This is a genomic window from Actinoplanes sp. OR16, assembly GCF_004001265.1.
Lineage (GTDB): Bacteria > Actinomycetota > Actinomycetes > Mycobacteriales > Micromonosporaceae > Actinoplanes.
Genome location: NZ_AP019371.1, coordinates 7,531,104 through 7,557,265 on the forward strand (window position 1 = coordinate 7,531,104; position 26,162 = coordinate 7,557,265).

Annotated in this window: 27 protein-coding genes and 1 pseudogene; 11 read left to right on the forward strand and 17 right to left on the reverse strand. The window is 71.5% G+C overall.

Annotated elements, in window-relative coordinates:
• Nucleotides 1-36 precede the first annotated feature (36 nt).
• The 3 genes from EP757_RS34740 to EP757_RS34750 are packed head-to-tail and all read right to left on the reverse strand — an operon-like array spanning nucleotide 37 to nucleotide 2,005.
• Nucleotides 37-714, reverse strand: a complete 678-nt coding sequence (locus tag EP757_RS34740; RefSeq protein ID WP_127552615.1) for a hypothetical protein — start codon at nucleotides 712-714, stop codon at nucleotides 37-39.
• Complete coding sequence (locus EP757_RS34745) at nucleotides 711-1,505, reverse strand: metallophosphoesterase (protein WP_232050158.1); 795 nt, start codon at nucleotides 1,503-1,505, stop codon at nucleotides 711-713. Before EP757_RS34745 ends, EP757_RS34740 begins: the two co-directional genes overlap by 4 nt.
• An 8-nt stretch (nucleotides 1,506-1,513) precedes the next feature.
• Nucleotides 1,514-2,005, reverse strand: coding sequence for a MarR family winged helix-turn-helix transcriptional regulator (locus EP757_RS34750; RefSeq protein WP_127552617.1), 492 nt, complete (start codon nucleotides 2,003-2,005; stop codon nucleotides 1,514-1,516).
• 41 nt (nucleotides 2,006-2,046) lie between these two features.
• On the opposite strand from EP757_RS34750, the gene EP757_RS34755 reads away from it, so the two are divergent.
• A complete protein-coding gene (locus EP757_RS34755) occupies nucleotides 2,047-2,916 on the forward strand; it encodes a DMT family transporter (protein WP_127552618.1) in 870 nt (289 codons plus the stop codon).
• Nucleotides 2,917-2,973: 57 nt separating this feature from the next.
• On the opposite strand, the gene EP757_RS34760 is transcribed toward EP757_RS34755, so the two are convergent.
• The 4 genes from EP757_RS34760 to EP757_RS34775 are packed head-to-tail and all read right to left on the reverse strand — an operon-like array spanning nucleotide 2,974 to nucleotide 6,851.
• Complete coding sequence (locus EP757_RS34760; RefSeq protein ID WP_127552619.1) at nucleotides 2,974-4,188, reverse strand: serine/threonine-protein kinase; 1,215 nt, start codon at nucleotides 4,186-4,188, stop codon at nucleotides 2,974-2,976.
• A gap of 55 nt (nucleotides 4,189-4,243) precedes the next feature.
• Entirely contained in the window at nucleotides 4,244-5,455 is a 1,212-nt protein-coding gene (locus tag EP757_RS34765; protein ID WP_127552620.1) for an MFS transporter, read from the reverse strand.
• A gap of 19 nt (nucleotides 5,456-5,474) precedes the next feature.
• Nucleotides 5,475-6,335, reverse strand: coding sequence for a DUF1295 domain-containing protein (locus tag EP757_RS34770; protein WP_127552621.1), 861 nt, complete (start codon nucleotides 6,333-6,335; stop codon nucleotides 5,475-5,477).
• Nucleotides 6,336-6,353: 18 nt separating this feature from the next.
• Nucleotides 6,354-6,851, reverse strand: coding sequence for a GNAT family N-acetyltransferase (locus EP757_RS34775; RefSeq protein WP_160165977.1), 498 nt, complete (start codon nucleotides 6,849-6,851; stop codon nucleotides 6,354-6,356).
• 44 nt (nucleotides 6,852-6,895) lie between these two features.
• On the opposite strand from EP757_RS34775, the gene def reads away from it, so the two are divergent.
• Entirely contained in the window at nucleotides 6,896-7,441 is a 546-nt protein-coding gene (def, locus tag EP757_RS34780) for a peptide deformylase (protein WP_127552623.1), read from the forward strand.
• Here the strand turns inward: def and EP757_RS34785 are convergent.
• Nucleotides 7,435-8,406: a pyridoxal-phosphate dependent enzyme gene (locus EP757_RS34785; RefSeq protein ID WP_127552624.1), complete on the reverse strand. Its 972-nt coding sequence runs from the start codon at nucleotides 8,404-8,406 to the stop codon at nucleotides 7,435-7,437. The genes def and EP757_RS34785 overlap by 7 nt on opposite strands.
• A gap of 94 nt (nucleotides 8,407-8,500) precedes the next feature.
• Nucleotides 8,501-9,484: a LacI family DNA-binding transcriptional regulator gene (locus EP757_RS34790; protein WP_127552625.1), complete on the reverse strand. Its 984-nt coding sequence runs from the start codon at nucleotides 9,482-9,484 to the stop codon at nucleotides 8,501-8,503.
• Nucleotides 9,485-9,536: 52 nt separating this feature from the next.
• Between EP757_RS34790 and EP757_RS34795 the strand changes: the two genes are divergently transcribed.
• Nucleotides 9,537-10,028, forward strand: a complete 492-nt coding sequence (locus tag EP757_RS34795) for a YfbM family protein (protein ID WP_127554586.1) — start codon at nucleotides 9,537-9,539, stop codon at nucleotides 10,026-10,028.
• On the opposite strand, the gene EP757_RS34800 is transcribed toward EP757_RS34795, so the two are convergent.
• Entirely contained in the window at nucleotides 9,984-11,339 is a 1,356-nt protein-coding gene (locus EP757_RS34800) for an MFS transporter (RefSeq protein ID WP_127552626.1), read from the reverse strand. The two genes, EP757_RS34795 and EP757_RS34800, sit on opposite strands and share 45 nt — an antisense overlap.
• 57 nt (nucleotides 11,340-11,396) lie before the next feature.
• Between EP757_RS34800 and EP757_RS34805 the strand changes: the two genes are divergently transcribed.
• The gene (locus tag EP757_RS34805) at nucleotides 11,397-11,975 is read left to right on the forward strand and encodes a TetR/AcrR family transcriptional regulator (protein ID WP_127552627.1); all 579 of its coding nucleotides are present in this window, start codon (nucleotides 11,397-11,399) and stop codon (nucleotides 11,973-11,975) included.
• 175 nt (nucleotides 11,976-12,150) lie between these two features.
• Here EP757_RS34805 and EP757_RS34810 read toward each other — a convergent pair whose 3' ends face one another.
• From EP757_RS34810 to EP757_RS34825, 4 genes are all read right to left on the reverse strand, one after another.
• The gene (locus EP757_RS34810; RefSeq protein WP_370457726.1) at nucleotides 12,151-12,732 is read right to left on the reverse strand and encodes a DUF6518 family protein; all 582 of its coding nucleotides are present in this window, start codon (nucleotides 12,730-12,732) and stop codon (nucleotides 12,151-12,153) included.
• Nucleotides 12,733-12,818: 86 nt separating this feature from the next.
• Nucleotides 12,819-13,961, reverse strand: a complete 1,143-nt coding sequence (locus EP757_RS34815; protein ID WP_370457876.1) for a Dyp-type peroxidase — start codon at nucleotides 13,959-13,961, stop codon at nucleotides 12,819-12,821.
• Between the two features lie 2 nt (nucleotides 13,962-13,963).
• Nucleotides 13,964-14,482 (reverse strand): copper chaperone PCu(A)C, encoded by a 519-nt coding sequence (locus EP757_RS34820; protein ID WP_232050159.1) that lies wholly within the window; start codon nucleotides 14,480-14,482, stop codon nucleotides 13,964-13,966.
• 66 nt (nucleotides 14,483-14,548) lie between these two features.
• Complete coding sequence (locus EP757_RS34825) at nucleotides 14,549-15,946, reverse strand: PepSY domain-containing protein (protein ID WP_127552629.1); 1,398 nt, start codon at nucleotides 15,944-15,946, stop codon at nucleotides 14,549-14,551.
• A 107-nt stretch (nucleotides 15,947-16,053) separates the two neighbouring features.
• Here EP757_RS34825 and EP757_RS34830 point away from each other — a divergent pair, with 107 nt between their 5' ends.
• The 3 genes and pseudogenes from EP757_RS34830 to rpoD form a co-directional block, all read left to right on the forward strand.
• Entirely contained in the window at nucleotides 16,054-16,869 is an 816-nt protein-coding gene (locus EP757_RS34830) for a hypothetical protein (protein WP_127552630.1), read from the forward strand.
• A 57-nt stretch (nucleotides 16,870-16,926) separates the two neighbouring features.
• Nucleotides 16,927-19,716 carry a S8 family serine peptidase gene (locus EP757_RS34835; protein WP_127552631.1) on the forward strand — a complete coding sequence of 930 codons (2,790 nt, stop codon included), beginning with the start codon at nucleotides 16,927-16,929 and terminating at the stop codon, nucleotides 19,714-19,716.
• A 239-nt stretch (nucleotides 19,717-19,955) separates the two neighbouring features.
• Nucleotides 19,956-20,843: pseudogene (rpoD, locus tag EP757_RS34840) on the forward strand (RNA polymerase sigma factor RpoD); the annotation flags it as partial.
• On the opposite strand, the gene EP757_RS34845 reads toward rpoD, so the two are convergent.
• The 3 genes from EP757_RS34845 to EP757_RS34855 form a co-directional block, all read right to left on the reverse strand.
• On the reverse strand, nucleotides 20,835-21,134 hold the full coding sequence (locus tag EP757_RS34845; RefSeq protein WP_127552633.1) for a hypothetical protein: 300 nt from the start codon (nucleotides 21,132-21,134) through the stop codon (nucleotides 20,835-20,837). The pseudogene rpoD and the gene EP757_RS34845 sit on opposite strands and share 9 nt — an antisense overlap.
• A gap of 86 nt (nucleotides 21,135-21,220) precedes the next feature.
• On the reverse strand, nucleotides 21,221-22,444 hold the full coding sequence (locus EP757_RS34850) for an MFS transporter (RefSeq protein ID WP_127552634.1): 1,224 nt from the start codon (nucleotides 22,442-22,444) through the stop codon (nucleotides 21,221-21,223).
• Nucleotides 22,441-23,790, reverse strand: a complete 1,350-nt coding sequence (locus tag EP757_RS34855; RefSeq protein WP_127552635.1) for an FAD-dependent oxidoreductase — start codon at nucleotides 23,788-23,790, stop codon at nucleotides 22,441-22,443. Before EP757_RS34855 ends, EP757_RS34850 begins: the two co-directional genes overlap by 4 nt.
• A gap of 102 nt (nucleotides 23,791-23,892) precedes the next feature.
• Here EP757_RS34855 and EP757_RS34860 point away from each other — a divergent pair, with 102 nt between their 5' ends.
• The 4 genes from EP757_RS34860 to EP757_RS34875 are packed head-to-tail and all read left to right on the forward strand — an operon-like array spanning nucleotide 23,893 to nucleotide 26,144.
• Nucleotides 23,893-24,240, forward strand: a complete 348-nt coding sequence (locus EP757_RS34860; RefSeq protein ID WP_127552636.1) for a metalloregulator ArsR/SmtB family transcription factor — start codon at nucleotides 23,893-23,895, stop codon at nucleotides 24,238-24,240.
• A 32-nt stretch (nucleotides 24,241-24,272) separates the two neighbouring features.
• Entirely contained in the window at nucleotides 24,273-24,953 is a 681-nt protein-coding gene (locus EP757_RS34865) for a helix-turn-helix domain-containing protein (protein ID WP_127552637.1), read from the forward strand.
• 28 nt (nucleotides 24,954-24,981) lie between these two features.
• Nucleotides 24,982-25,701, forward strand: coding sequence for an MIP/aquaporin family protein (locus EP757_RS34870; RefSeq protein ID WP_127552638.1), 720 nt, complete (start codon nucleotides 24,982-24,984; stop codon nucleotides 25,699-25,701).
• Nucleotides 25,702-25,733: 32 nt separating this feature from the next.
• The gene (locus EP757_RS34875; protein WP_127552639.1) at nucleotides 25,734-26,144 is read left to right on the forward strand and encodes an arsenate reductase ArsC; all 411 of its coding nucleotides are present in this window, start codon (nucleotides 25,734-25,736) and stop codon (nucleotides 26,142-26,144) included.
• The last annotated feature ends 18 nt before the right edge of the window (nucleotides 26,145-26,162 follow it).

Here is a 26,162-nt window from a genome sequence, read left to right on the forward strand (position 1 = left end):
TCCATTTACGCTGCTCCGCCGTCAGCCCGGACGGCGTCAGCCGGCCGCCGGCGCGATCGGGTAGCCGGTCGCGGCCACCTCTTTCCGGACCGCAGCGAGGCTCGACTCCGGGTTCAGCGCCCGGACCACGTCGTCGGTGAGCGGCCGCAGCGCCGCGACGTGCGCCACCGCGTCCCGGTCGATCTCGGTCTCGTAGTAGTCACCGGCGAAGTCGACGTACTCATCGACGATGTCGTCGCACAGGATGCCGAGCCGGTCGGTGCCGTCCGGGCTGATGTCGTAGGGGCCGCGGGACGGCGGGAACGTGATGCCGGCGCCGGCGTGCCAGCGGTCGTCGGTGGTCCGCCGCCACAGCACCGCGGTCGCGATCAGGTCGTCGCCGTCGCAGAACGCCGGCTCGGTGAGGTGGTCGGCGAACTCCGGCGGCAGCCCGTCGAGCAGTCCCGGCCAGAGCGCCATGTCGTCGGCGGCATAGGGCGACATCGCGGACTCGTGGTCGAACAGCCGGATGAACGCGCCCGCCTCGCCGAAGACGATGGTGTACTCGTCGCCGCCGCCGTTGCTCATCAGCGCTGCTTCGTCGTCGCCCCAGGCGGTGTAGCGGTAATACTCGTATCCGGTGCCCTGGATCGACTCCAGGACGGCCAGGGCCCGGCACCGGTCACGCAGCACCGGAATCGAGGGCAGCCGGCCGACGAGGTCGTAGACGTTCACCGGATGACCTTACGAGCCCCGCGCGATTCCGCCCGGTGATACCGCGGCCCGTTCACCGCACCCCGATAGACGCCGTGCCGCAGTTCCGCGACATAGCCGTCCAGCTCCGGCATCCCCATCGCCTCGGCGACCGCGATCTCCGCCTCGGCGTCGTACGGCACCCGCACGAACTGCACCCCGAACGGCGCTGGTTCGAGCGCGTCGAGAACGCCTTCGACGATCACGTAGACCGGGGTGGGGTCGTCCATCGCGTTGCCGACGCTGCCGGTGTTGAACAGGGTGAGTCCGCGACCGGCCACCTCGTAGAACGGATCGTGGGTGTCGCCGTATCCGACGACGGTCGGCGCCGGCCCGTCCCCGGTCGCCGGCGTGTTCGCGAACATGCCCAGGAACTGCTGCTCGTCGTGGTCGAACCGGACCCGGTGGTGCACGCTGACCGGCGAGGCGTGGAAGAGCCGCAGCCACCGGCCGCTGATCAGCAGATCGTGGCTGAACGGCCGGGAGCGCAGCCACTCTCCCTGGCCCTCGCCGAGCTGCGCCAGCCACCAGGCCAGGCCTTCGCTGTCGATGACCCGGGCCGGGTCGGGGAGGAAGTCGTCCCAGTTGCCGAGGATGTTGACCTCGCACCGCTCCCGGCAGACGTCGATCACCTCGCGGCCGCGGGGTCCTTTCCCGACGTAGTCGCCGAGGTTGACGATCCGGGTGATGCCACGGGCGTCGATGTCGGCGAGGACGGCTTCGAGGGCGGTGAGGTTGCCGTGCACGTCGGAGATGAGAGCGATGCGGTCCACTGGCCGAATCATAGTTCGAAGCGCGCCAGCCACCTGGTCAGCAACACTTCCAGGGCGGCCGCGTCCTCCGGCGCCAGGTCGTCGAGCAGCCGCCGCTCGTTGCGCATGTGCTCGGTGAAGGCCTGGTCGATCAGTTCCCGCCCGGCTGCCGTGAGCGCCACGACCCGGCCGCGCCCGTCGGAGGCGCTCGGCCGGCGGGCCACCAGGCCGTCGCGTTCGAGCCGGTCGATCCGTTTGGTCATCGCCCCGGTGGTGACCATGGTGAACGCGGCCAGTTCCCCCGGCGCGCGTTCGAACGGCTCGCCGGCCCGGCGCAGCGCGGCGAGGACGTCGAATTCGCCCTCACCGAGCCCGAATCGGCGGTAGACCACACACAGCTGCTCGGTCAGGTGCGCGCTGAGCCGGTGCAGCCGCCCGATCACGCCCTGCGGCGTCACGTCGAGGTCGGGTCGTTCGCGTGCCCATTCCTGCTGGATCCGGGCAACGTGGTCGTCGGTCACCCGTTGACTATATACCTTCCTCGGAAGCTATATTAGCTTCCATGGAAGCTACTGTTCGCTGGGTCCTCATCACCGCCGTCGCGCCGATCGCGTGGGGCACCACCTACTACGTGACCCACCAGTACCTTCCGGCCGACTACCCGCTCTACGGCGCCGCACTGCGCGCCCTGCCCGCCGGCCTGCTGCTGCTCCTGGTCCGGCGCCGGCTGCCGACCGGCGACTGGTGGTGGAAGTCGCTGGTGCTCGGCACGCTCAACATGGGCGCGTTCTTCGCCCTGATCTACCTGGCCGCGCAGACCCTGCCGACCAGCATCGCCTCCACGATCATGGCGACGTCCCCGGTCGTGCTGATGCTCTTCGCCTGGCTCACCCTGTCCGAGCGCCCGCAGACCCTGCATCTGGCCGGCGCCGCGATCGGCGTCGCCGGTGTCTGCCTCATGCTGCTGACCGGCCCGGTGGCGGTGAACCTCCACGGCGTCCTCGCCTCGGTGGCGGCCATGGTGATGTCGTCGTTCGGCTACATCCTGGCGAAGAAGTGGAGCTCCGGCATCGACGTCTTCTCCCTGACGTCCTGGCAGCTCATCGCGGGCGGCCTGATGCTGGTCGCCGCGGCGGTCACGGTCGAGGGCCCGCCACCTGCTCTGGACGGCACCCAGCTGACCGCGTTCGCCTACGTCACCGTCGTCGCCACGGCCCTGGCCTTCGCCGCGTGGTTCACCGGCCTGCGTCACCTCAGCGCCGGCACGGTCGGCCTGATCGGCCTGCTCAACCCGGTCACCGGCGTCCTGCTCGGCGTCCTGATCGCCGGCGAGACCCTGACCCCGCGCCAGATCCTCGGCCTCACCCTGGTCTTCACCGGCATCCTGCTGGGCCAGCGCCTCCCGCTCCGCACCCCCGTCCGGGCACGCTGAGCGCTTCCCTCCCGCTTACCCCTCTTTCCCATGACGCCGGCACCTCAGCTCTCGGCGTCACCCCCCACCGCGCCGCCCCTCCCGTGCGGACGCAGCAGCGTCGGAGCACCCTTCCCGCCCCGGTCGCGCATCGTCATCGATCCGCTGCTCCCGCCCCGGCCGGCAGTCAGCGGGCGCCGTCTGCGGAACGACAGGCCTCTTCGACTCGACAACGATCACCGTGGGCCGCACCGGGGAGGCGGGGCTGGTCGTAGCCGGCGCGAACCGCGACCCGGATTCGGCCGGCCCGGGCTCTCGCGCCCCGAACTGCGGCGCGCCGGGCTCTCGCGCCCCAGACTCTCGCGCGCCAGACTCTCGTGACCCCGGCCCTCCCGGCCCTTCAGCCATGATCAGCACACATCCGACCGCGACGGCCAGTGCCGATCCCGTCGCCACCAGAACCGGCCTGATCCAAGATCGCCGGCCGCTGCGCCGCTGCGGCGACGCAGCATCGTCCGTCCCTTCCAGACCGTCGCCCACCCTTTCCAGCGCGGCCCTGACCTCCCCCGGGGTGGACGGGCGATCGGCCGGATACCGCGCCGTCAACCTCCGGATCAGCGAATCCAGCCGCTCCGGCACCCCGTCCCGGAGTTCCGGCACCGGGACCGGCGTCTCCTCCAGGTGCTCCCAGGGGCTGTCGCCACGGAACGGCGGGTGCCCGGTGACCATCGCGTAGAGCACACAGCCCAGCCCGTACAGATCGGTGCGTGAATCAACGACATCCCCGGTCACCTGTTCCGGCGCCATGTAGCCGCTGGTCCCGCTCATCCCCGCCGACCCGGCACTGCCCACGGCCCGCGCCAGACCGAAATCGCACACCTTCACCTCGCCGTCGCCGGTGAGCAGGATGTTCCCCGGTTTCACGTCGCGGTGCACCACCCCGGCTGCGGCGGCCACCTCCAGTGCCGCACACACCCGCACCCCGACCCGCACCACCTCGGCGATCGGCAACGGACCCCCGTCGAGGCGCTGCGCCAGGCTCTCCCCGTCGACGAGCTCCATCACGAGATAGCGGAGCCCCTGGTCGGACCCGGCATCGTGGACGGCCACGATCGACGGATGGGCAAGCTTCGCGACGGTCCGCGCCTCCCGTTCGAACCGCACCGGCCGGCCCTGCCGCAGAACCTTCACGGCGACGGTCCGCCCCAGCCGCCGGTCGAATCCCCGCCACACCTCGGCCGTGCCGCCGCGCCCGAGAAGCCGCCGCAGCTCGTATCGCCCACCCAGAACCATCGCGCCACGGTGACACAGCGACCCGCGGTCCGGCCCGCACAGTCACCCGCAAGCGCTATCCCCCGACGTCGGCCGCCGACTTCTCCCGCGCGGTCAGCGGCCGGTCCAGCAGATGCATGCCCACGGTCCCGGCGGCGGCCACCGCGGCGAGCGCCAGCCAGGGCACGGCCGGACCGCGGGCGTACAGGACTGTGAAGAAGCCCGGCGCCAGGATGCCGGCGAACGCGAAACAGTACTGGTAGACGGCCAGGTAGCGGTCCCGCTGCCCGGGCGGGGCGGCCGCCGCCGACAGCGCGTTCGACAGCGGCGCGTGGATCAGGTCGGCGGCCGCGAAGAAGACCATGCCGGCGAGCAGGTACGCCACCAGGATGCCGGAAGGGACCCGCACCGCGGCCGCGAAGATCAGAGCCCAGATCACCCACAGTCCGCCGGACAGGGCCAGGCCACGGGAGCGGGACAGCGGGCGGACCAGCCGTACGGCGAGGGCCTGACCGGAGGCGAGCAGCACGGTGGTGGCCGCCAGCAGCGGCCCGACCAGCCAGTCCGGGGCGGGCAGGCCGTCGACCAGGTAGACCGGCACCGCCACGCCGACGAAGACGCTGCACAGGGCGAAGATCGTGTTCACCGCGATCAGCAGCAGGTAGGGCCGGTCGCGCAGCATCGCCCGGTAGCCTCCGGCCGGCACCGCCACGGCCGGCGCCCGCCGATCCCGGGGCACGAGCAGCAGCAACACCGCGGAGAGCAGGAAGCTCGCCGCGTTCAGGTAGATGACCGGCTCGTACCAGCCGTACACCACGACCAGGCCGCCGAGCAGCGTGCCCACCCCGGTCGCGGCCATCTGGATCATCCCGGCCACGGCGAACCGGCGGTCGGTCGTGCGCCGGTCCTCCCCGGGCGCCGCCAGGCCGGCCAGCACCGCGAAGAACGACGACCAGAACAACCGCTGGCCGATCGAGGCCAGCGTGGCCACGGCGAGGACTCCGGCGGCGGTGTGCTGCCACCCGTACAGGAGAAATGCCGCGCCCTGCATCACCTGCGCAAGCACCACACGATCGAGGGAACGGAATCGGTGCGCGACGTGGCCGACGATCATCGGGACCGGCAGCGACGCGATCGCGGCCGCGCTCAGCAGCAGGCCGGCCGTGCTCAGCGGCAGGTCCGCGACCTCGGTGAAATAGAGCAGCGAAACCGGCAGGAACAGTCCACTGCCGAACATGTCGACGGCGAGGGCACAGGCGAGGGCGGCGAGGCGGCGGCGTTCGGGCACCACTGGTTCCTAGCAGAGGTCATACGCCTCGATCGATCCATTTTGCCGGTAGCAGCGCCGGGACGCGCCGCATGTACTCGGCGTACGCGGGGCGGCGCTCCAGCGACCGGCGGTCCATCATCGGCACGCTCACGAACAGGAACAACAGCACCACGACGACCGGCCCGATGACCGTCCACCACCGGTCCGGCGCGGCGGCCACGCCGAACAGCCACATCCCCCACCAGAACAGGATCTCGCCGAGGTAGTTGGGATGCCGGGAGTAGCGCCACAGCCCCCGATCCACGATCCGCCCCCGGTTGCCCGGCTCCCGCGCGAACCGGTGCAGCTGCCGGTCCGCGGTCGCCTCGATGAGGATCGCCCCGGCGGTGACCAGCACGGCGACGACGTCGAGGGCGTGGAACGACCGGCCGGTCACGGTCATCGCGGGCCAGACCGGCAGCAGACCGCCGAACACCACGAGGGTCGGCACGAGCTGGATCCCGACCAGGTTGACCAGCCACCACGGCGTCCCGGCCGACCGCAGCCGCGTGTACCGCCAGTCCTCGTGGCCGAGCCCGCGCCAGGACAGCGCCCAGTTCGCGGTCAGCCGGATCGCCCAGATGAGCATCAGCACGAGGACGGCGATCTCGCGTGCTCCGAGATCGCCCGCTGCCCACACGATGACGATCACCGCCGGCGCCACACTCCAGTACGGGTCGTAGACGCTGGCGTTGTTCACGATCATGCTGCCGGCGAAGACGACGATCGTGGCGACGATGTCCGCATAAAAGGTGATTTCTAGTGAGATCGGGGTATCGGCCATGACGGCCCACCCGGCGAGCCCGGCCACGGCGTACACCCCTGCGATGACAGCGAAACCCGTCGATCGCTTCGCCATGGCCCGAGCATAGGCCGCTCACCGCCGATAGCGGATCGTCACCAGCGGCACACCTCGCGAGTCGTCCGTCGTCGACGCCCCGTCAGCCCGCCAGCCGCCGGCCTCGTAGAAGCGCCGGGCCCGCACGTTGCCCTCCAGCACCCACAGGACCACCTCGCGGTAACCGGCCTCGCCGAGCCGCCGCAGACCGGCGTCCATCAGCAGCCGCCCGGCCCCCGAACCCCAATGCTCCGGCAGGACGTAGACGGCCCGGACCTCGCCCACCCGTTCCGGCGCCTCGGTGACCGCCACGGTGACGAACCCGATCACGCCGTCGTCCGGGTGTTCCAGCACCAGGGTGCCCGCGGGAGGCCGATCGGACGCGATCAGTTCCCGCCACACCCGCCGGCGCCGATCCGGATCGAGGCGGTCGAGGTGCTCCTGCGGCATGATCCCCCGATAGGCCGCCTGCGAGGTGCGCGTCTGCACGACAGCCAGCGCGCCGGCGTCCTCCACCGTGGCCGATCGGAGGATCACCGGCCCCCTCCTCCCCCACCGCGGCGGCAGGAGACAATCGATGCATGACTGTGGTGGACATCCGCAAGGTCGGCGACCCGGTGCTGCGCAAGCCCGCGGCCGAGGTGACCGATTTCGACGCCGAACTGGACCGTCTCGTCAAGGACCTGAACGAGACCCTCGCGGCGAGCCGGGGCGCCGGCCTGGCCGCGCCGCAGATCGGCGTGAGCCTGCGGGTCTTCGCGATCGCCCCGGAGCTGCCCGGCAACGACCGCAAGCTCGACCACCTGGTCAACCCGGTCCTGGAGTTCCCCGACGAGGAGTTCCAGGACGGGTACGAAGGCTGCCTGTCCATCCCCGGCATCTACCTGGACACCCGCCGCCGCAAGAACGTCCTGGCCAAGGGCTACACGAAGCACGGCGACCCGGTGCAGGTCGTCGGCGACGGCATCCTGGCCCGCTGCATGCAGCACGAGACCGACCATCTCGACGGCGTGCTCTTCATCGACCGCCAGGACGCGGCCGGCCGGCAGCGCATCCTCGACGCCGTCCGCGAAGCGACCTGGTTCGACGGCCTGGCCGCCCCTCCGGTCCGCACCAGCCCTCACTGACCCTCGCTCGCCAGCAGCTGGGCCAGCCGGGCCGCGCCGATGTTGCCGCCGGAGAGGATCACCCCGATGCGCAGGTAGGGCCGCGTGGCCACCCGGCCGGACAGCAGCGCGGCCAGCCCGGACGCCCCGCTGGGCTCCAGGACCAGCTTCAGCCGGTCGACGGCGAACCGCAGCGCGTCCCGCAGTTCGTCGTCGGTCACCAGGACGATCTCGTCGACCAGCTCCTTGTTGATCGCGAACGTGATCTCCCCCGGGGTCGGGGCCGCCTGCCCGTCGGCGATCGTGCGCGGCACCTCGATCCGGACCCGCTCCCCGGCTTCGAGGGACCGTTTCGTATCGTCACCGGCCGCCGGCTCGACGCCGATCACCCGGATGCCCGGCTGCATCCCCTTGGCCGCGGTGGCGCTGCCGGCGATCAGCCCGCCGCCGCCCACCGGAACGACGAGGACGTCCAGCTCACCGGCCATCTCGAGCAGTTCGAGGGTGGCCGTGCCCTGTCCGGCGATGACGTCCGGGTGGTCGTAGGGCGGGATCAGCGCCAGCCCTCGTTCCTCGGCCAGGTCACGGCCCAGCTTCTCGCGGTCCCCGGTGTACCGGTCATACGTGATGATCTCGGCCCCGTACCCCCGCACCGCGTCGATCTTGGAGGCCGGAGTGTCCTCGGGCATCACGATGACGGCGGTGCTGCCGAGGTCCCGGGCGGCGAGCGCGACGGCCTGAGCATGGTTGCCGGACGAGTAGGTGACGATGCCCCGCGCCAGCTGCGCCCCGGAGAGCCGGGACATCGCGTGGTAGGCGCCGCGGAACTTGAACGCCCCGATCCGCTGCAGGTTCTCGGCCTTGAGGAAGACTTCGGCGCCGACCAGCGCGTCGAGCGTGCGGGACCGGACCACCGGGGTGCGGTGCGCCACCCCCTCGATCCTGGCGGCCGCGTCCCGGACATCCTGTAACGAAACACTCACCATGCCCCGATCGTACGATCGGCTCAGCGTCCCGGAAGGGTGCGTGACCCCGATCGAGGCAGGACCGTGCCGTTCCGGGGACTGCGAGGACCGCCGGTCAGCTGGAGCCGCGCACCCGCAACGCCGTCGGCAGCCGCCCGGCCAGCGGCGACCCCGGATCCAGCAGATGCCGCACCGCCGCCGCGGCCTCCTCCTCGACCGGCATGTACACCGACGACAGGTCAGCCGCCTCGGCCAGCGCACTACCGTCGAACCCGACCACGGCGACGTCGTCGGGCACCCGCCGCCCCGACTCCCGCAGCGCCTGCAGCACCCCCATGGCGCTGACATCGCAGGCCGCGAACACCGCGTCGAGGCGAGGCGCCCGCCCGAGCAGCTCCCACGTGGCCGCATAGGCCCGGCCGCGGGTGAAGTCCCCGTCGACGGACACCACCGCCGCGTCCGCGCCCTGCAGGAACCCGGCCTTGCGTTCCTCGGCACACGGCGTGGCCGGCCCGAACACCGCGCCGATCCGTCTCCGCCCGCCGGCGATCAGATGCCGTGCCGCCTGCAGGCCACCGTCGTGATTGTCCGGTGCGACATAGCTGATCCCCGGCGCCGACCGCCCCAGCGACACGGTCCGGCACCGGCCGCCCACCGCGCCCGGCATGTTGATCAGCAGCCGCCCGAACGGAGGGTCGTCATCCCGGACCGGCGGCGTCGCGACCCGGCGCACCGACAGCGAGATCTCCGCATCGCCGAGCGCTCGCAGCGCCCCGGTCATCACCCGCCCGTAGAACGGCTTGGCGCTCAGCGCCTCCGGATCCGGGTCCACGATCAGAATCTCGATCCGCTCCCGCGAACCGGGCCGGCCGCCCTCGCCGCCGGCGAGGGCCTGCGACACCGAGCCGGGCCGGCCGCCGGTGGCGAGCGCCTGCGCCACCGGATGCGGTTCGAACCCGAGGCGGGCCGCGACCCGCCGGACGTGATCCCGTGTCTCCGCCGAACTGCCGTACGCCCCGTTGATCGCCCGCGACGCCGTAGCCCGCGACACCCCGGCCACGCGCGCCACGTCAGCGAGGGTCGGTCGCCGTTTCTCCACACCCACGACGATAAATCTTGTCGTACCCCCGTGGTGGAATCGCGTCGTGGGGATGGAACTGATAGGCCACCGGCTGTCCGGCGCCGCGCTGCAGAAACTACTGGACGATCCGTCCGCCGTGGAGTCGATCCTCTACGGCGACCTCGACGACGACGATGCCGAGATGCCGGAGCCCGAGCTCGATCTCGACAAGTCCTGGCACGCCGTGCACTACCTGCTGACCGGCACCGCCTGGTCGCTGGGCGACACCCCGGCCGGCGCGGCGGTGCTGGGCGGCACGGAGATCGGCGAGGACGGCGGCTACGGCCCGCCGCGCTATCTCGTCCCCGACGAGGTCCAGGCGATCGCGCGGGCGCTGTCCGCCCTGGACGAGCGATCCCTGAGATCCCGTTTCGACCCGGCAGCCCTGGACGCCGCCGAGATCTACCCCGAGGGCTGGTCCTCCACGGACATCGACTCCGTGCTGGCACACTTCCGCACGCTGCGGGAGTTCTACCGCTCAGCGGCCACCAACGGCGAGGGAGTCCTGCTGGCCGTCTGCTGACCCGGGGCCAGGGGGCCGGGCAGGCAGGACCCGGATCACCGGCAGGCAGAGCACCATCGCCGCGGCAGCACACAGCAGGCCTGCTCGATAACCGTGCGCCGAACCGGCCCCGACCGCCGCCGCCAGCGTGCCGAAGACTGCCAGGCCCGCCGCCGACCCCAGCTCCTGCGCCGAGTTGAGCAGCCCCGACGCCACTCCGTGCCGATCGTCAGGGACACCGGTGGTGCCGGCGACGAAGGTGGGGGCGTAGGACAGCCCGCTACCGGCGGCCAGCAGCAGAAGAGGCCCGAGCACATCGCGCGGATAGCTGCCGGCGGCGGGCATCCGGGCCAGCCACAGCATGCCCGCCGCCAGCAGCACGAAGCCGGCGGCCAGCAGCGGGCGCACGCCGAAACGGGAGACCAGGGAGGCCACGCGCGGCGAGATCAGCAGCACGACGAGGGTGACCGGTGCGAAGGCCAGCCCCACCGCGGCGGCCGGATGACCGAGGATCTCCTGCAGGTACATGGTCGTGAAGAACAGGGCGGCGCCGAGCGTCCCAGCGTTGACGAAGAGCAGCACGTTGGCCGGCCCGATCGAGGCGGTGCGCAGCAGCGCGCCGTCCACGATCGGCTCCGGGTGCCGCCGCTCCACCAGCACGAACGCGACGAGCAGCAGGACGGCGGGGATGCTCAGCAGCGTGTACCCGGTCAGCGCGAGGATCCCGGAGGCCAGACCCGCGGCCAGCAGGACCGCACCACACAGGTCCGGTGACGCCGGCCGGGGCGCCCGGCTCTCGGCGAGACGGCGGCGTCCGAGAACGATCACGGCGATGCCGACCGGAACGTTGATCAGGAAGATCCAGCGCCATCCGAGGGTGCTCGTGATCAGTCCGCCGAGCAGCTGGCCGCCGATGGCACCGGCCGAGCCGACGGCGGCCCACCAGCCGAGTGCCCGGTTCCGCCGCGGGCCCTCCGCGAACGTGCTGGTGAGCAGCGCGAGCGCGGCCGGGGCCGCCATCGCCGCGCCGATGCCCTGGGCGGCACGCGCGGCCAGGAGCTGCCATCCGGTCTGGGCGAAACCGGTGGCGAGCGAGGCAAGGGTGAAGAGTGTCAGCCCGTACAGGAAAAGGCGCCTGCGGCCCAGGAGATCGCCCGCTCTCCCGGAGGCGATGAGCAGGCTGCCGAAGGTCAGGGTGTACGCGATCGAGATCAGGACCAGTCGCTCGTCGGGGATGCCGAGGTCGGCGCGGATCGCCGGGATCGCCACGTTGACGACCACCACGTCGATGATCAGCATCGCTTGAGCGGCGCAGAGCAGGAGTAGAGCCATGGCCGGAGATTACTTTATGAACGTACAGAAAGTAAATCGGGTCTCTAGGATGACGGCATGACGGGACGTCCACGATCGGTCAGCGACGACGAGGTCTTCGAGGCGGTGGCGCAGACCGTCACCGAGGCGGGACCGGCCGGCCTGACGCTGGCCGCGGTCGCCCGCCGCGCCGGGCTGACACCGCCCGCGCTGACCCAGCGGTTCGGCTCGAAGCGGGGGCTGCTGATCGCCTTCGCCACCCGGGAGGCCGGCTCGGTCGCCGCCGTCTTCGACGATCGCCGCGCCGCCGGTGCGAGCCCGCTCGAAGCGCTGCGCGACGGCCTGGTCGCGTTCACCGCGCCGGTCACGACCCGGGAAGGGCTGGCCAACAACCTGGCCTTCCTGCAACTGGACCTCACCGACGAGGACCTGCGCGAACACTCGGTGAAGCAGAGCCGGGCCCTGCGCGCACACCTAACCGAGCTGATCCGGGAGGCCGGGGTGCGCGGCGTCGACCCGGCCGAACTCGCCGACACCGTCTACGCCGTCTACGCCGGCGCCCAGCTGACCTGGGCGATCGACGGCGACGGCGAACTGGGCCCGTGGCTGGCACGCCGCATCGACCGGGTGCTGGCACCCCATCTGCCCGGCCTTTGATCCGGTACGCCGGAAGCCCCGCGCGCTCACATACGCCGGAACTCCGGCCTCGGCCCGGCCGCCCGCCCGCCCGCGATCCTCGCCTGCGCGCCCCTCCCCGGCGAGCACGTGCAGGCCGCCGACGTCGTCTTCGTGCTGCCCGGCCAGCCGGTACGGACGTCCGATGCCGTAGTCGTCAGCGGAAGCCGGCCACCGTCAGCATCACCCACCCGGCGGCGGTGAGCGGCACCGACCACAGCAGGACCAGCGCCCGCTCGCGCCACCCTCGCACCAGCAGCACCGTCACGAGCAGCCCCAGCGCCGCCGTCACCGCGGCGAACGCCGGTTCACTCTCCGGCCGCAGCAGCTCGACCACACTCTCGGCGAACAGCACCGCCGCGGGCAGGGCCAGCGCCGGCAGGCGCAGCAACCCGTCGGTACGGGCCAGCACCCCACCGGCGCCGAACACCACCCCGGCGACCACCCCGAACCCCATCCAGAGCAGCGCGACGGTGTTGTAGAGGTTGCTCCAGTCGTCGTTCTGGATCAGGGCCGCCGCCAGGTAGTAGCTCGGCACCGCCACCACCAGGCAGACGACCGCGCCGGTCACCGCCACCGGCATCCGCCACCGCCGCAGGTACGTCAGCAGGAACGCGGCGACCGCCCAGGTGCCGAGCGAGTTGCCCAGATCGGCGAGCGGGAACGGCACGTACTTGATCCAGACGAAGTCCAGGAAGCCCAGCAGGAAGCCCGCCGGCAGCGCCCACATGATCATCACGAGGGTCGATCGTAGGTCGCCGCCGGCACCCCGGGATCGGCTTCGCGACGGAGATCAGCCGCGCCGGGTCGGCCGAAAGGCAGAGCTCAGCCCAGCAGCCGCTCGCCGATCCAGCCGCCCTCGGCGCAGCCCGGCGGCACCGCGAAGACCGCCGACCCGATCGGCGTGATCCACTCGTTGAGCAGGTCCTTCTCGGCGAGCCGCCGCTGGATCGGCAGGTACTGCTCGACGACGTCGCGCTGGTAGGACGCGAAGATCAGTCCCGCATCGGGGATCCCCCGGGCGTCGGGCACGCCGTCGTAGTTGTACGGCCGCCGCAGGATCTTCTGACGAGGGTCGCCGGTGCGTGCCCGGGTGACGTGCGAGAAGTCCGGCATCGCCGGCAGCCCGTGCTCGTCCATCGCGGCGAAGTCCGGCTCGTCGTGCTCGTTCACCCCGCTCAGCGGCGCGCCGGTCGCCATCCGCCGGCCGGCCGCGTTCTCCTTGTCCGCGACCGACAGCTTGTCCCAGGCCTCGATCTCGGCGCGGATCCGGCGGACGACGAGGGTGGTCGAGCCGTCCGGATTCCACACCGCCGGCTCGATCTCCGCACCACGCGGGTTCGCCGTCCCGTCGAGCTGGCCGAGCACGTTGCGCTGGGTGTGCTCCGGCGCCTGCACCCCGGGACTGCGCCGGAAGCCCTGCTGCACCCACCGCACCGTGCCGAACGGCCGGCCATCCTTGATCATCATCCGCTGGCAGTGGGCGACCGTGAGCGGATCGTCGGCGCAGATCTGCAGCAGCAGATCACCGCCGGACCAGCGGTCCTGCAACCGGTCGATCCTGAACGACGGCAGGTCGGCCACGGGTGAGGGCAGCCCCGCCGCACGGTAGAGCCCCGGTCCGAATCCGAACGTCACCGTCAGCCGCGCCGGCAGCACGGCCAACGTCCCGTCGGTGTCGCCGAGCGCCGACACGCCCCGGGTGAGCCGGGACGCGTCGTCGCTGAGCAGCCGCAGCATCCGTCCGAGCGCCGTGCGGTCGGTACCTTTCGCCAGGGTGAACGCGACGAACGAGGCGTGCGCCGGCGGATCTTCGGCGATCCCGGCCTGCCGCGGTCCGTGAAAGCCCACCGAGGCGGCGCCGACATTCCCTTCCGCGTACGCCGGAGCCCCGCTGCCGACCACTCCCAGCCCGGCCACTCCCATCCCGGCCACCGCTCCCCCGGCCAGCAGGGAACGCCTGCTCACCGTCACGGCATCTCCATACCGGGGTCGTAGCTCTCCTCGGCGCCGACGAACGGCTTGGCGATCGCGGTGAACGGCACGCTGCCGCCGTCGGCGAGTTTCAGCGTGAACGTCACCTCGTCACCGGCCTCGATGGCCGCGGCCGGCTTCATCAGCATGAGGTGGTCCCCGCCCGGCGCGAGCTCATGGCTGGCGCCGGCCGCGACCACGAAGCCGCCCTCCTTGGGCCGCATGACCATCTTCCCGTCCTTGACGGCCATCTCGTGCAGCTCCAGCGGCGAGGCCGGCGACTCCGCCCCGGTGATCGTCACGTCGGCGCCGGTGTTGTTGACCAGCACACCGAAGGCGGCGGTCATGGTCCCGGCCTTCGCCGCCTTGACCCAGGGGTCCTTGACCGTCAGCACGGCAGCCGACGGCGCGGGCTGCGGATCCGGATCGTCGGTGGCACCGCTACCGCACCCGCCGGCGGTCCCCATCGCGAGAACTCCGGCGAGTACGGCAGCGGCGGTAAGGCTGATTCGCATGGAAGTCCATCCGTAGAAGCGAGCGTCAGCCATTGGTCCGTCGCCGACCCGACAAAGTTCCCGAGATCAGGAAATTTCTGGATCTTTTCGGCGGCGTACCGCGCCGAGCACGGCGTCGAACACCAGGAAGACGGCAAGGGGGATCCCGAACAGCGGCAGCGCCCAGGCCAGCCCGAAGACGACCGGGACGCCGACGACGATTCCCCAGGTGGGCAGCTGCTGCCAGGCGCCACGGGCCGGTGCGGCACCGACCACGGCCCGGCGGTCGGCCCGGGTGGGGCGGCGCTGCCACCACATCCGGTAACCCCAGACGATCACGGTGATCAGGCCGATGGCGAGGGCCGCCAGGATGAGCTGGTTGGCGAGGCCGAAGAGCAGTCCCATGTGGGCGTTGACGCCCCAGGAGGTCAGCTTCGCCAGGAACGGCCAGTCGGTGAAGTCGACCCGGTCGGTGATCGTTCCGGTGGGGTCGACCGCCACGCTGTCCAGGCGTACCGGCCAGAGAGTGTCGGTCTGGGTGACCGTCCAGGCGCTGCCCGCTCCGGCCGGCGGGGTGATCGCGACCGGGCCGTCGATGCCGGCCTCCCGGGCACCGGCGAGGACCGTGTCGGCGGCTGCCGGATCGACGGGTGCGGCGGCGGTACCGGAACCGTGGTGACCGCCCGAGGAGAGCGCGGTGGCGACGTAAGGGCGGTTGCCGTCCAGGGAGTCCAGGGCCGCCCCGAAGTTGGCGCCGGCATAGCCGGACCAGGTCAGGCCGGTCGCCGAGAGGATGAGGAGTCCGAGAGCCAGCCAGAGGCCGGTGGCCGCGTGCCAGCTGCGGGTCCGGCGTACCCCCTTGCCGGCTTTGAGATCGGGGGTGAGCATCCGCTTGCCGCGCTGCCGGCGCCACCAGAGGATCACGCCGCCGAGGGCGAGGATCCAGAGCCAGCTGGCGGCGAACTCGGAGTACAGCTCACCGGTCTTGCCCAGGTGCAGGTCCCGGTGAAAGGTGTCGAGCCAGGTGTTCAGCGGCGTCGCCGTCCACCAGGTGGTGAGCCGGCCGCTGACCTCGGCGGTGTACGGGTCGACGTAGACCGTGTGCACCAGCTCGGACTCGGCGGACAGCGACGGCGAGGTGAAGTCGACCTGGGTCGTGGCGTCGCCCTCGCCGACCCGCACCGCCACGAGATCACCGTCGGGATGCGTGGCCCGGGCGGCCGCGATCTGCTCGGCGACTGGCCGCACGCTGCCGCCCGGGGAAGCGACCCGCAGCTGGTCCGCGTAGACGATCCTGTCGAGGGTCGGGACCGTGGTGAACAGCAGGCCGGTCACGGCCGCCACCAGGATGAACGGCGCCACGAGGATGCCGGCGTAGAAATGCAGCCGCAACAGCAGCGGGCCGAAGCTGCGCCGGGGCGCCGGGCGGCGCGGCGCCGGCTCGACGTCCGGAATCGTCGCGGTGATCTCGGGGCTTACGGCCATCGGCTGTCCTCGGGTCTCGGTGGCGCTCCACGGGAAGGTCACGCAGTAGTCGCCGCCGGGCGCCGAGAAGTTCCCAGCGACTTTCCAGGGTCACTAATCTGGGGCCCATGCCGGCAGACATCGATGGATCTCCCTGGGCCTCGTTCCGGCGGCCACGGTCGACGTGGTTCGCGATGGCCCTGATCGGACTGCTCGCCGCCGCCTGCCTCGCCGCCACGGTGGTCATCGCCGCCGACGGCGATGTCGCGGGCGCGCTGATCCCGCTGTTCCTGACGCTCTGGTTCGGCCATGTCGCCGTCGCGGTCCGGATGCTGCGCCGCCCGGTCCGCGGCACGGTCCGGCCGCGCCTCGAAGCGATAGACGACGGGTCGGTGGGGCTGACGTTCCGCTACCGCACGGCCGCCTACTACTGGCTCGCCGCCGCCCTGGTCCTGACCGCCGCCGCGATCGCCCTGTTCGCCGTCGCGATGCGGTCCGCCGGCTGGGGCTACACGGTCGTCTTCCTGCTGCTGGCGGCGATCACCCTGAGCCCGCTGACTGTGATGTTCCGCCGCCCGCCCGGCCGGCTCACCCTCACCCCCGGCGGCGTCCACCACCACGGGTTCGCGTTCACGTGCTTCACGCCCTGGCCGGTGGTCACGGGCGTGGGCGCCGCCGTCCTCGCCGAGGCGCCGGCTCTGATCGTCGAGGCCGGACCATCCCCGGAAACCCGCGTCATCCATGCCCTGCCGCGCCTGCTGGCCGGCTGGGAGCAGCGCCTCTTCCCGCTCGTCGTGGTGCAGACGCCGCTGCTCGGATCGGATCCGGTGATCGTCTACCGGACGGTGTGCCACTACCTCGCCAACCCGTACCACCGCGTCGAACTGTCCACCCCGGCCGCGATCGACCGGGTCCGGCAGCAGAGGTTCCTCCTGCCTCGATGACGCACGGTCGACCGAGGATCACCCGAGCGTTAACATCCATCACTATCGAATCGATGGATGCCAGTGGGGGGCTCGGGCACATTGAAAAGACATCTGGTAACCGTCCTGACCGTCACCGCCACCGTGGTGGCTCTCACGGCGCCCGGCGCGAACGCGAAGGCGCCGGTCGACCCGGACGACCGCGCGTACGCCCAGATCGCCGCGCTGCAGAAGCTCAAGAGATCCCTGTCCGCCACCGAGAGGAAGCTCGACAGCCGCCTCGCGATCGAGCTGCGTAAACGCGGCGACAAGAGCGCGCTGCCGAAGCTCGACACCGGCGTCGAGGTGTCCGCGAAGGGCACCACCGAGGTCGAGATCCACGCCGGCAAGGTGAACGACGCCCTGCTCGACCGGCTGCGCGCGCTCGGGGCCGGCATCCGCTTCCCGTCCCCGGAGACCGGCACCGTGCTGGTCGAGGCGCCGCTCAGCGCGCTCACCACGATCGCCGGCTGGAAGGACGTCAAGAGCGTCAACCTGAAGCACGGTCTGATCAGCGGGCACCAGGAGAACCCGAAGACGGTCCGCACGGAGTCCAAGGTCGCGAAAGCGGCGCGCATCGAGACCGAGGTGAAGGCGGCGGCCGGCTCGGTCACCTCGGAAGGCGACCGCACGCACGCCGCCGACACCGCCCGCACCCGCTACAAGGTGACCGGCACCGGCGTGAAGGTCTGCGCGCTCTCTGACGGCGTCGACTCGCTCGCCGACTCGCAGGCGAGCGGCGACCTGCCCGACGTCGACGTGCTCACCGGCCAGGAGGGTGACGGCGACGAGGGCACCGCGATGCTGGAGATCCTGCACGACCTGGTCCCGAACGCGGAGCTCGGCTTCGCGACGGCGTTCACCAGCGAGGCGAGCTTCGCCGAGAACATCCGGGCGCTGCGGTTCGAGGCCGGCTGCGACATCATCGTCGACGACATCATCTACTTCCACGAGAGCCCGTTCCAGGACGGTCTCATCGCGCAGTCGGTGAACGCCGTGACCGCCGACGGCGCGTACTACTTCAGCTCGGCCGGCAACGAGGGCAACACCCTCGACGGCACGTCCGGCAACTGGGAGGGCGACTTCGCCGACTCCGGCCGCGGCGTCGGCAAGTTCGCCGGTGACGCCCATGACTTCGATCCCGGTACGGGTGTCCAGGAGTTCAACCCGCTGTCCCCCGGCAGCGCCGGCCGCGTCGTGACACTGTGGTGGGCGGACGCGCTGCTCAGCTCGGCGAACGACTACGACCTGTACCTGTTCAACGCCGCCGGCGACATCACGAACTTCTCCCAGGACGTGCAGAACGGCGACGACGATCCGTTCGAGATCCTGCAGACCGGATCGGGCGCCGGGCAGCGCCTCGCCGTGGTGAAGTTCGCCGGCGCCGACCGCTACTTCCAGGTCACCGCGTTCCGCGGCCGGTTCGCCGACTCCGCGGACGGGCTCACGGCGTTCTCCACGCCCGGGGTGACGCGCGGTCACAGCGCCGCCGAGAACGCCTTCTCGGTCGCCGCGACCCCGGCCGCCGCGCCGCTCGACTTCGACCTGGAGGCCGGCGACCCGCCGAACCCGGCCGGCCCGTACCCGAACGTGCACACCCGGCAGTCGCAGCCGGAACGGTTCACCTCGGACGGTCCGCGCCGGCTGTTCTACGCGGCGGACGGCACGCCGTACACGCCGGGGAACTTCACCGCGACCGGTGGTGTGGTCCGCGACAAGCCGCAGATCACCGCGGCCGACGGCGTCTCCACCACCGTCCCCGGCTTCGAGACGTTCTTCGGCACCTCGGCGGCGGCGCCGCACGCCGCGGCGATCGCGGCCCTGGCCCTCTCCGGCAACCCGGGGCTGACCAACGCCGAGATCCGGGCCGCGCTCACCGGCACCGCCCTGGACCTGGCCCCGGCCGGGTTCGACAACCGCACCGGCTACGGCGTGATCCGCGCCGACCTGCTGCTGCGCAACACCGGCGCCACCCCGCAGCCGCTGGTCAAGCCCGGTGAGCCGACGATCACGCCGACCACCGGCGACGGCGACGACTACCTGGAGCCGGGCGAGAAGGCCACGGTGACGCTGCCGGCCACGAACGCCGGTGACGGCACGGCGACCGGGGTCAGCGTCGTGGTCGAGTCCGACGACGCGCGGGCCACCGTCACGCCGCGGTCCCGGTCCTACGGCACCCTCGCGGCGGGCACGACGAAGACCCGCGACTACACGCTGAACCTGGCCGCCGGGTATCCGCTCGGCCGCCCGGTGACGCTGCGGGTCCGGGCCACGTTCGCCGGCGTCCTGTCCCCGATCACCACGACCGTGGTGGTTCCCACCGGTCAGCCTTCGGCGACGATAAATGATTTCTCGTACGCCGGACCGCCCGTGCCGATCCCCGACAACGACCCGACAGGCGCGTCAGCGGTCGTCGACGTCAGCGGAGTCGGGTACGCGTCGGCGCTGACGTTCTCGATCGACGGCACCGAGTGCAGCACCACGTCGGCGTCGACGACCGTCGGCATCGACCACACGTTCGTGGGCGACCTGGTGGCCACCCTGACCGCGCCCGGCGGCCAGACGGCGACCCTGTTCTCCCGCAGCGGCGCCGGCGGCAACAACCTGTGCGGAGTCGTCTTCGACGACGCGGCGGCGACGCCGTTCAGCGCGGCGCTCTCCAGCAACGCCCCGTTCACCGGCACCTGGGAGCCGGACGACCCGCTCGGCACGCTGCGTGTCTCCCCGGCGGACGGTGCGTGGACCCTGAACGTCACCGACCGTGCCAACGCCGATACCGGCTCGATCCGGGCGTTCGCCCTGCACATCGCCGGATACGAACCGGCCTGACCGCGGGCCCGGGTGCGCCACGGCGCGCCCGGGCCTCGACCGGCACCGGAGATACCACTGTTGACCAGCTATAATGGTCAGAGCCAGACGGCCTCTCCGCAGCGCTCTCCTTGCGTGCGATGCCTCCGAGTCCAACCCGGAGTTGAGCTATGACGACGACGATCGCGCCCGCGCACACCTTCGACGAGGACGAGCAGGAGATCGAGGTCGAGCAGGCCGAGCCCGCCTCGCCGCAGACCGACAACGTCAAGGCATACCTGCGCGAGATCGGCCGGGTTCCTCTGCTCACGGCCGAGCAGGAGGTCTCGATCGCCAAGCGGATCGAGGCCGGCCTCTACGCCACCGAGCTGATCCGCACTCACCAGCGGGACGACGCCGACCTGCGGTTCGTCGCGCGCGACGGCGAGACGGCGAAAGCGCACCTGCTCCGGGCCAACCTGCGGCTGGTCGTGAGCATCGCGAAGCGCTACTCCGGCCGCAACATGCCGTTCCTCGACCTCATCCAGGAAGGCAACATCGGCCTGATCCGTGCCGTCGAGAAGTTCGACTACACGAAGGGCTTCAAGTTCTCGACCTACGCCACCTGGTGGATCAAGCAGGCGATCAGCCGGGCCATCGCCGACCAGGGCCGCACCATCCGGATCCCGGTCCACATGGTCGAGGTGATAAACAAATTGCTTCGTACGCAGCGCGAGCTGCTGATCCAGCTCGGACGCGACGCGACACCGGCCGAGCTCGGCAAGGAGATGGACCTGCCGGCCGAGAAGATCCTGGAGATCCAGCAGCACGCCCGGGAGCCGATCTCGCTGGACCAGAACGTCGGCAGTGAGAACGACTCGCACTTCGGCGACTTCATCGAGGACACCGACGCGGTGGTGGCGCTCGACGCGGTCAGCTTCACGCTGCTGCGCGACGAGCTGGAGACGATCCTGGCGACGCTGACCGAGCGGGAAGCGGGCGTGGTGCGGCTGCGGTTCGGGCTGCGTGACGGGGTGCCGCACACCCTCGACGAGATCGGCCAGGTCTACGGCGTCACCCGGGAGCGGATCCGGCAGATCGAGATGAAGACCATGTCGAAGCTGCGGCACCCGGCCCGGGCCGGCACCCTGCGCGACTTCCTAGGCTGAATAATCGGTGACGACATGACAGGTGCCGCCGTCGTACGCCATCGCCTCCTGATCGAACCCGAAGGCGGTGGGGTGGCCGTCGGCCGGGTCACGCTCCCGGACCGTGATCCGGTAACGGGCCTCGTAGAAACCCCTGGTGCAGCCGGTCGTCAGCGTGAACGCGTAGCGCGCCGGTTCGGTCCAGACCACCGGTGCCGGCTCGACGGGTGCGGGCGCGGCGTTCGCGGCCCCGCAGCCGAAGACCGAGGCCGGCGTCAAGCCCGCTGAGAGTCGTGCGATACCCGTACCCATGAAGGTCATGATCTCTGAGACGGCCTCGCCCTGCGGCGAGGGCCTGCCCGGGAACGAATCCGAGGCGGAGCTCTCTGACTCACCGCTTACCGGCGTGAGCACGCCGCGATGGCGGTGGCGGCGACGCCGCAGCAGGCGGCGACGGCGATCAGGACGGGCGTGTAGGAGCCGGTGGTGGCGTACAGGGCGGCGGCGGCCAACGGGGCGCCGGCTTTGGCGAGGGTCGTGGGGGCGACGAGGATTCCGGCGAGGGTGGCGTAACGCCGGGTGTCGTAGCGTTCGGCGAGGATGACGGGCTTGGCTATGGTGGCGACGCCGAAGCCGAGACCGAATCCGACCACTGCGATGATCGCTCCGCCGGCGCCGGCTCCGATGGCGGGCAGCAGTAGCGCTGCGGCGGCTTGGACGGCGAAGACCACCGCGGTGATCGTGGTGGTGCTGTAACGGCGTTGCAGGCCGGTCGTGATCAGCCGTCCGGTGACGGAGAGTACGCCGAGCAGTCCCGCGATGGTGGCGGCGAACGCGGGCGGGTGGCCGAGGGCGATGAGGGCTGCGATCAGCAGGACGCTGTAGGTGCTGCTTGCGGCGGTGTGGGCGGTGAATCCGGCGGCGAGCAGCCAGAACCCGCGGTCGGACACAGCGGTGCGCAGAGACCGGGCTGCATCGTGTTCCGTGACGGAGTCGAGGCGCGCGCCGGTCGGCCGGCGGACGACGGTGGCGTGCAGGGGCACCGTGACGGCGTGGATGGCGGCCAGGACGAGCAGGGCGGTGCGCCAGCCGTGCGCGGCGACGAGCCAGCCGGTCAGCGGCAGGAAGATCGTGCTGGCGAATCCGGCGACGACGGTCAGCGCCAGCAGCGCCGCTGATCGGCGTTCGGGCCGGTACCAGGTGATGATCACGGCGAAGGCGGCTTCGTAGAGGCTGGCGGCCGACGCGATGCCGATGCCGATCTGGACGGCGTAGAGCTGCCACACCTGGTCGATCTGGGACCACGCGATCAGCAGCACGGTTCCGAGCAGCGAGCCGCCGGTCATCAGCGCACGGCCGCCGTGCCGGTCGAGCCGGCGGCCGATCGGTATGGCCAGCGCGGCGGAGGTGAGGATCGAGGCGGTGTAGGCGCCGGTGACCGCGGTGGTGGAGGTGTGCAGGTCGGTGGCGGTCGGAGTGAGGAAGACGGCGAAGGCGTAGTAGAGGGCGCCGTAGCCGATGGTCTGAGTGACCGCCAGGACCGCCACGAGTGTGCGGTTGCCGGGCGGGTGCCCGCCGGTCTGGAGGCCGGCGGGCACCGCGGAGCCGAGCGGTGAGCTCACGCGCAGCAGCCGCCACCGGACGGGGTGCTGGTGAGGCTGATCAGGCCGACGACGCCGGGTTCCCCGGCGATCCGCACGGCCGTCTCCTGGTTGCTGGAGCTGCACACGCCGGTCTCGGGTAGGTCCAGCTGGACGTCGTCGGCGGCGGCGAAGTCACCGGCGAGGGCGGCGGCGATCGAGCGGACCTGTTCGTACCCGGTGGCCATGAGGAATGTCGGCGCGCGGCCGTAGGACTTCATGCCGACGGCGTAGTAGTTCGGCTCGGGCTGGGCGAGTTCGCGGTGACCGTGCGGGCGCACGGTGCCGCAGGAGTGCTGGTTCGGGTCGATGAGGTCGGCGAGGGCGCGGGTGCAGCCGAGGATCGGATCGAGATCGAGGCGCAATTCGGTGGCGATGCCGTGGTCGGGGCGGAACCCGGTCGCGGAGACGACCCGGTCGCCGGTCAGGGTGCGCCCGCCGGCGGTGATCAGGGTGATGCCGTCGCCGTCGCGGCGCACGGTGTGCACGCCGAAGCCGGTGACCAGGGTGAGTTCGCCGGTGTCGACGAGGCTGTGCAGGCCGCTGCCGAGTGCGCCGCGGGCGGGTAGCTCGTCGGCGTCCTCGCCGCCGAACGCGCGCTGGGCGGAGCCGCCGCGGACGGCCCAGGTGATCCGGGTGCCGGACTCGGTCCGGGCCAGGCGGGCCAGGGCGAGCAGGGTGTTCGCGGCCGAGTGCCCGGAGCCGACCACGATGGTGTGCTTGCCGGCGTGGGCGGCGCGGTCCGCGCCGAGGACGTCGGGCAGGGCGTGGTCGATCAGGTCGGCGGCCTCGGGTTCGCCGTGGGCGGGCAGGCCGTCGGCGCCGAGGGGGTTCGGGGTCCGCCAGGTGCCGGAGGCGTCGATGATCGCGCTCGCGGTGATCTCGGTGCCGTCGGCGAGGCGGATGACGAAAGGCAGGTCGGCGCGGCCGGCGGTGCGGACGCGATCAGCACCGAGACGGCTGATCGCGGTCACCCGGGCGCCGAGGCGCAGTCGCGGGGCGATGGCGGGCAGTTTCGCGAGCGGTTCCAGGTAGAGGTCGGCGATCTGGCCGCCGGTGGGCAGGCCTGCGTCGTCGGGGGCGGTCCAGCCGGCGGCGTCGAGCAGGCGGCGAGCGGCGGCGTCGATGTCGTAGCGCCACGGGCTGAAGACGCCGACGTGCGCCCACTGCCGCACCGACGCGCCGACCTGGTCACCGGCTTCCAGGACCAGGAACGGGACGCCCTGCTCGTGCAGGTGCGCGGCGGCGGCCAGCCCGACCGGTCCGGCGCCGATGACGATCACCGGCAGCGCACGGTCCTGGCCGGTTGTCGAAGCGTCACTGTTCATCGCGGGTTCTCCTCGTCGAGCCGATGGTTTCGACATTTCTCGAATCCGATGATTGTCGAAGCCACGCTTGCACGCGGCTTCGACATCTGTCAACCTCGACGCATGTCGAAACAGTTGCCCGAGGCTCCTTGCTGCACGCCGATGGCGGCCGAGCGGATTCCGGCGGCGGCGTCCGCCACGCTCGCGCAGGCGTTCAAAGCGCTCGGTGACCCGATCCGGCTCCAGCTGATGTCGATGATCGCGTCCGCCCCGGGCGGAGAGATCTGCGTCTGCGACCTCACCCCGGCGTTCACGGTCTCCGGCACGACCATCTCGCACCACCTCAAGGTGCTGCGCGAAGCCGGCCTGATCGACGGCGAACGCCGCGCCAGCTGGGTCTACTACCGCCCCCGCCCCGAGCTGATGCGGCAGCTGTCCACCTTGCTCGCGGTCGACGACCTCGTGGCTTGACCCACCGGAAAGGGTCAGCATAAATTGAGTCAATGAACGGTGAGCTGCTGATGCGGGCACGCGTCCATGCCGCGCTCGGCGACCCGGCGCGACTGGCGATCATCGACGCGCTCACCCTCGGCGACGCCTCACCGGGAGAGATCGGCGCCGACCTGGGCATGCCCACCAACCTGGTCGCCCACCATGTCAAGGTCCTGCACGAGGCCGGTCTGATCGAGCGGACCCGTTCCGAGGGCGACCGCCGCCGCACCTACCTGCGACTGCGACCCGACGCCCTGGCGTCCCTGACTCCACCGCCGCTGCGTGACGCCGACCGCGTGGTGTTCGTCTGCACCCACAATGCGGCCCGCTCCCAGCTGGCCGCAGCGCTCTGGCGCGATCGGGTGGGCGGCGCGGTGGCCTCCGCCGGCACCCGGCCGGCCGCCCGGGTGCATCCCCGCGCCGTCACGGTGGCGCACCGGCACGGCCTCCGGCTGGACCCGGGCGCGACCGCGCACGTCAACGACGTCGTGCACGACGGGGACCTGGTCATCGCGGTCTGCGACAACGCTCACGAAGACCTCACCAGCACGGTCCGGCCGCAGCTGCACTGGTCGGTGCCCGACCCCGCCCGCGTCGACACCGACGAGGCGTTCGAGGCCGCGTACACCGACCTGGCCCGCCGCGTCGAGCGCATCGCTCCGATCACGCACCCGGCCACCGGCCGGGACTGACCGCAACCACCACCGGAGTCGACCTGTCATGTCTTCCATCGCGCTCTGGCGACGGCTGCTGGCCGAGTTCCTCGGCACCATGCTGCTGGTCACCGCCGTCGTCGGCTCCGGGATCATGGCGACGACGCTGTCGCCGGACGACGTGGGCTTGCAGCTGCTGGAGAACTCGATCGCCACCGCCTTCGCGCTCGCCGCACTGATCCTGACCTTCGGACCGGTCTCCGGCGCCCACTTCAACCCGGTCGTCACCGCCGCGGACTGGTTCCTCAACCGGCAGATCACGATCAGAGACCTCTTCGGGTACGCCGGAGCCCAGACCGCCGGGGCCATCGCCGGATCCGTCCTCGCCAACCTGATGTTCGACCTGGCGCCCGTCACGTTCTCGGCGAAGGAGCGCGCCGCCGGGAACCTGTGGCTCGGCGAGGTCGTCGCCACCGCCGGACTACTCCTGTTGATCTTCGCGCTCGGCCGGTCCGGCAAGTCCGCCCTCGCCCCCGCCGCGGTGGGCGCCTACATCGGCGCGGCGTACTGGTTCACCAGCAGCACCAGCTTCGCGAACCCGGCCGTCACCATCGGGCGGGCCTTCACCGACACGTTCGCCGGGATCGCCCCGGGCTCGGTGCCCGGCTTCATCGCCTTCCAGATCGTCGGCCTCCTCGTCGGCGCCGGCCTGCTGCCGGCCCTCTATCCCCGCGCCCCGCAGACCGCGGACGACATCGTCGTCGAGCACCCCGCGACCACCACCTGACCACCGCTCACCCCACCACCGCGGAGACCACCATGAGCGACACGAAGCCCACCGTCCTGTTCGTCTGCGTCCACAACGCCGGCCGCTCCCAGATGGCCGCCGGCTGGCTGCGCCACCTCGCCGGTGACCGCGTCGACGTCCGCTCCGCAGGCTCCGCGCCTGCCGAAACCATCAACCCGGCCGCCGTCGAAGCCATGAACGAGGTCGGCATCGACATCACCGGCCAGATCCCCGCCAAGCTGACCTGGGACGCCGCCCAGGAGTCCGACGTCATCATCACCATGGGTTGTGGCGACGCCTGCCCGGTCTTCCCCGGCAAACGCTACGAGGACTGGAGACTCGAAGACCCCGCCGGCAAGGGCGTCGACGCCGTCCGCCCGATCCGCGACGAGATCAAGACCCGTATCGAAGCGCTGCTCGCCGACCTGGCACCTTCCTCCTGACCTCCGCCGCGCCGCTCC

Bases quoted from the DNA above. Each gene is read 5' to 3' on its own strand.
- EP757_RS34755 (WP_127552618.1), top strand. From the start codon at position 2,047: ATGGAAGCTACTGTTCGCTGGGTCCTCATCACCGCCGTCGCGCCGATC.
- EP757_RS34760 (WP_127552619.1), bottom strand. From the start codon at position 4,188: ATGGTTCTGGGTGGGCGATACGAGCTGCGGCGGCTTCTCGGGCGCGGC.
- EP757_RS34770 (WP_127552621.1), bottom strand. From the start codon at position 6,335: ATGGCGAAGCGATCGACGGGTTTCGCTGTCATCGCAGGGGTGTACGCC.
- def (WP_127552623.1), top strand. From the start codon at position 6,896: ATGACTGTGGTGGACATCCGCAAGGTCGGCGACCCGGTGCTGCGCAAG.
- EP757_RS34785 (WP_127552624.1), bottom strand. From the start codon at position 8,406: ATGGTGAGTGTTTCGTTACAGGATGTCCGGGACGCGGCCGCCAGGATC.
- EP757_RS34795 (WP_127554586.1), top strand. From the start codon at position 9,537: ATGGAACTGATAGGCCACCGGCTGTCCGGCGCCGCGCTGCAGAAACTA.
- EP757_RS34800 (WP_127552626.1), bottom strand. From the start codon at position 11,339: ATGGCTCTACTCCTGCTCTGCGCCGCTCAAGCGATGCTGATCATCGAC.
- EP757_RS34805 (WP_127552627.1), top strand. From the start codon at position 11,397: ATGACGGGACGTCCACGATCGGTCAGCGACGACGAGGTCTTCGAGGCG.
- EP757_RS34820 (WP_232050159.1), bottom strand. From the start codon at position 14,482: ATGCGAATCAGCCTTACCGCCGCTGCCGTACTCGCCGGAGTTCTCGCG.
- EP757_RS34825 (WP_127552629.1), bottom strand. From the start codon at position 15,946: ATGGCCGTAAGCCCCGAGATCACCGCGACGATTCCGGACGTCGAGCCG.
- EP757_RS34830 (WP_127552630.1), top strand. From the start codon at position 16,054: ATGCCGGCAGACATCGATGGATCTCCCTGGGCCTCGTTCCGGCGGCCA.
- EP757_RS34835 (WP_127552631.1), top strand. From the start codon at position 16,927: ATGCCAGTGGGGGGCTCGGGCACATTGAAAAGACATCTGGTAACCGTC.
- EP757_RS34845 (WP_127552633.1), bottom strand. From the start codon at position 21,134: ATGGGTACGGGTATCGCACGACTCTCAGCGGGCTTGACGCCGGCCTCG.
- EP757_RS34855 (WP_127552635.1), bottom strand. From the start codon at position 23,790: ATGAACAGTGACGCTTCGACAACCGGCCAGGACCGTGCGCTGCCGGTG.
- EP757_RS34860 (WP_127552636.1), top strand. From the start codon at position 23,893: ATGTCGAAACAGTTGCCCGAGGCTCCTTGCTGCACGCCGATGGCGGCC.
- EP757_RS34865 (WP_127552637.1), top strand. From the start codon at position 24,273: ATGAACGGTGAGCTGCTGATGCGGGCACGCGTCCATGCCGCGCTCGGC.
- EP757_RS34870 (WP_127552638.1), top strand. From the start codon at position 24,982: ATGTCTTCCATCGCGCTCTGGCGACGGCTGCTGGCCGAGTTCCTCGGC.
- EP757_RS34875 (WP_127552639.1), top strand. From the start codon at position 25,734: ATGAGCGACACGAAGCCCACCGTCCTGTTCGTCTGCGTCCACAACGCC.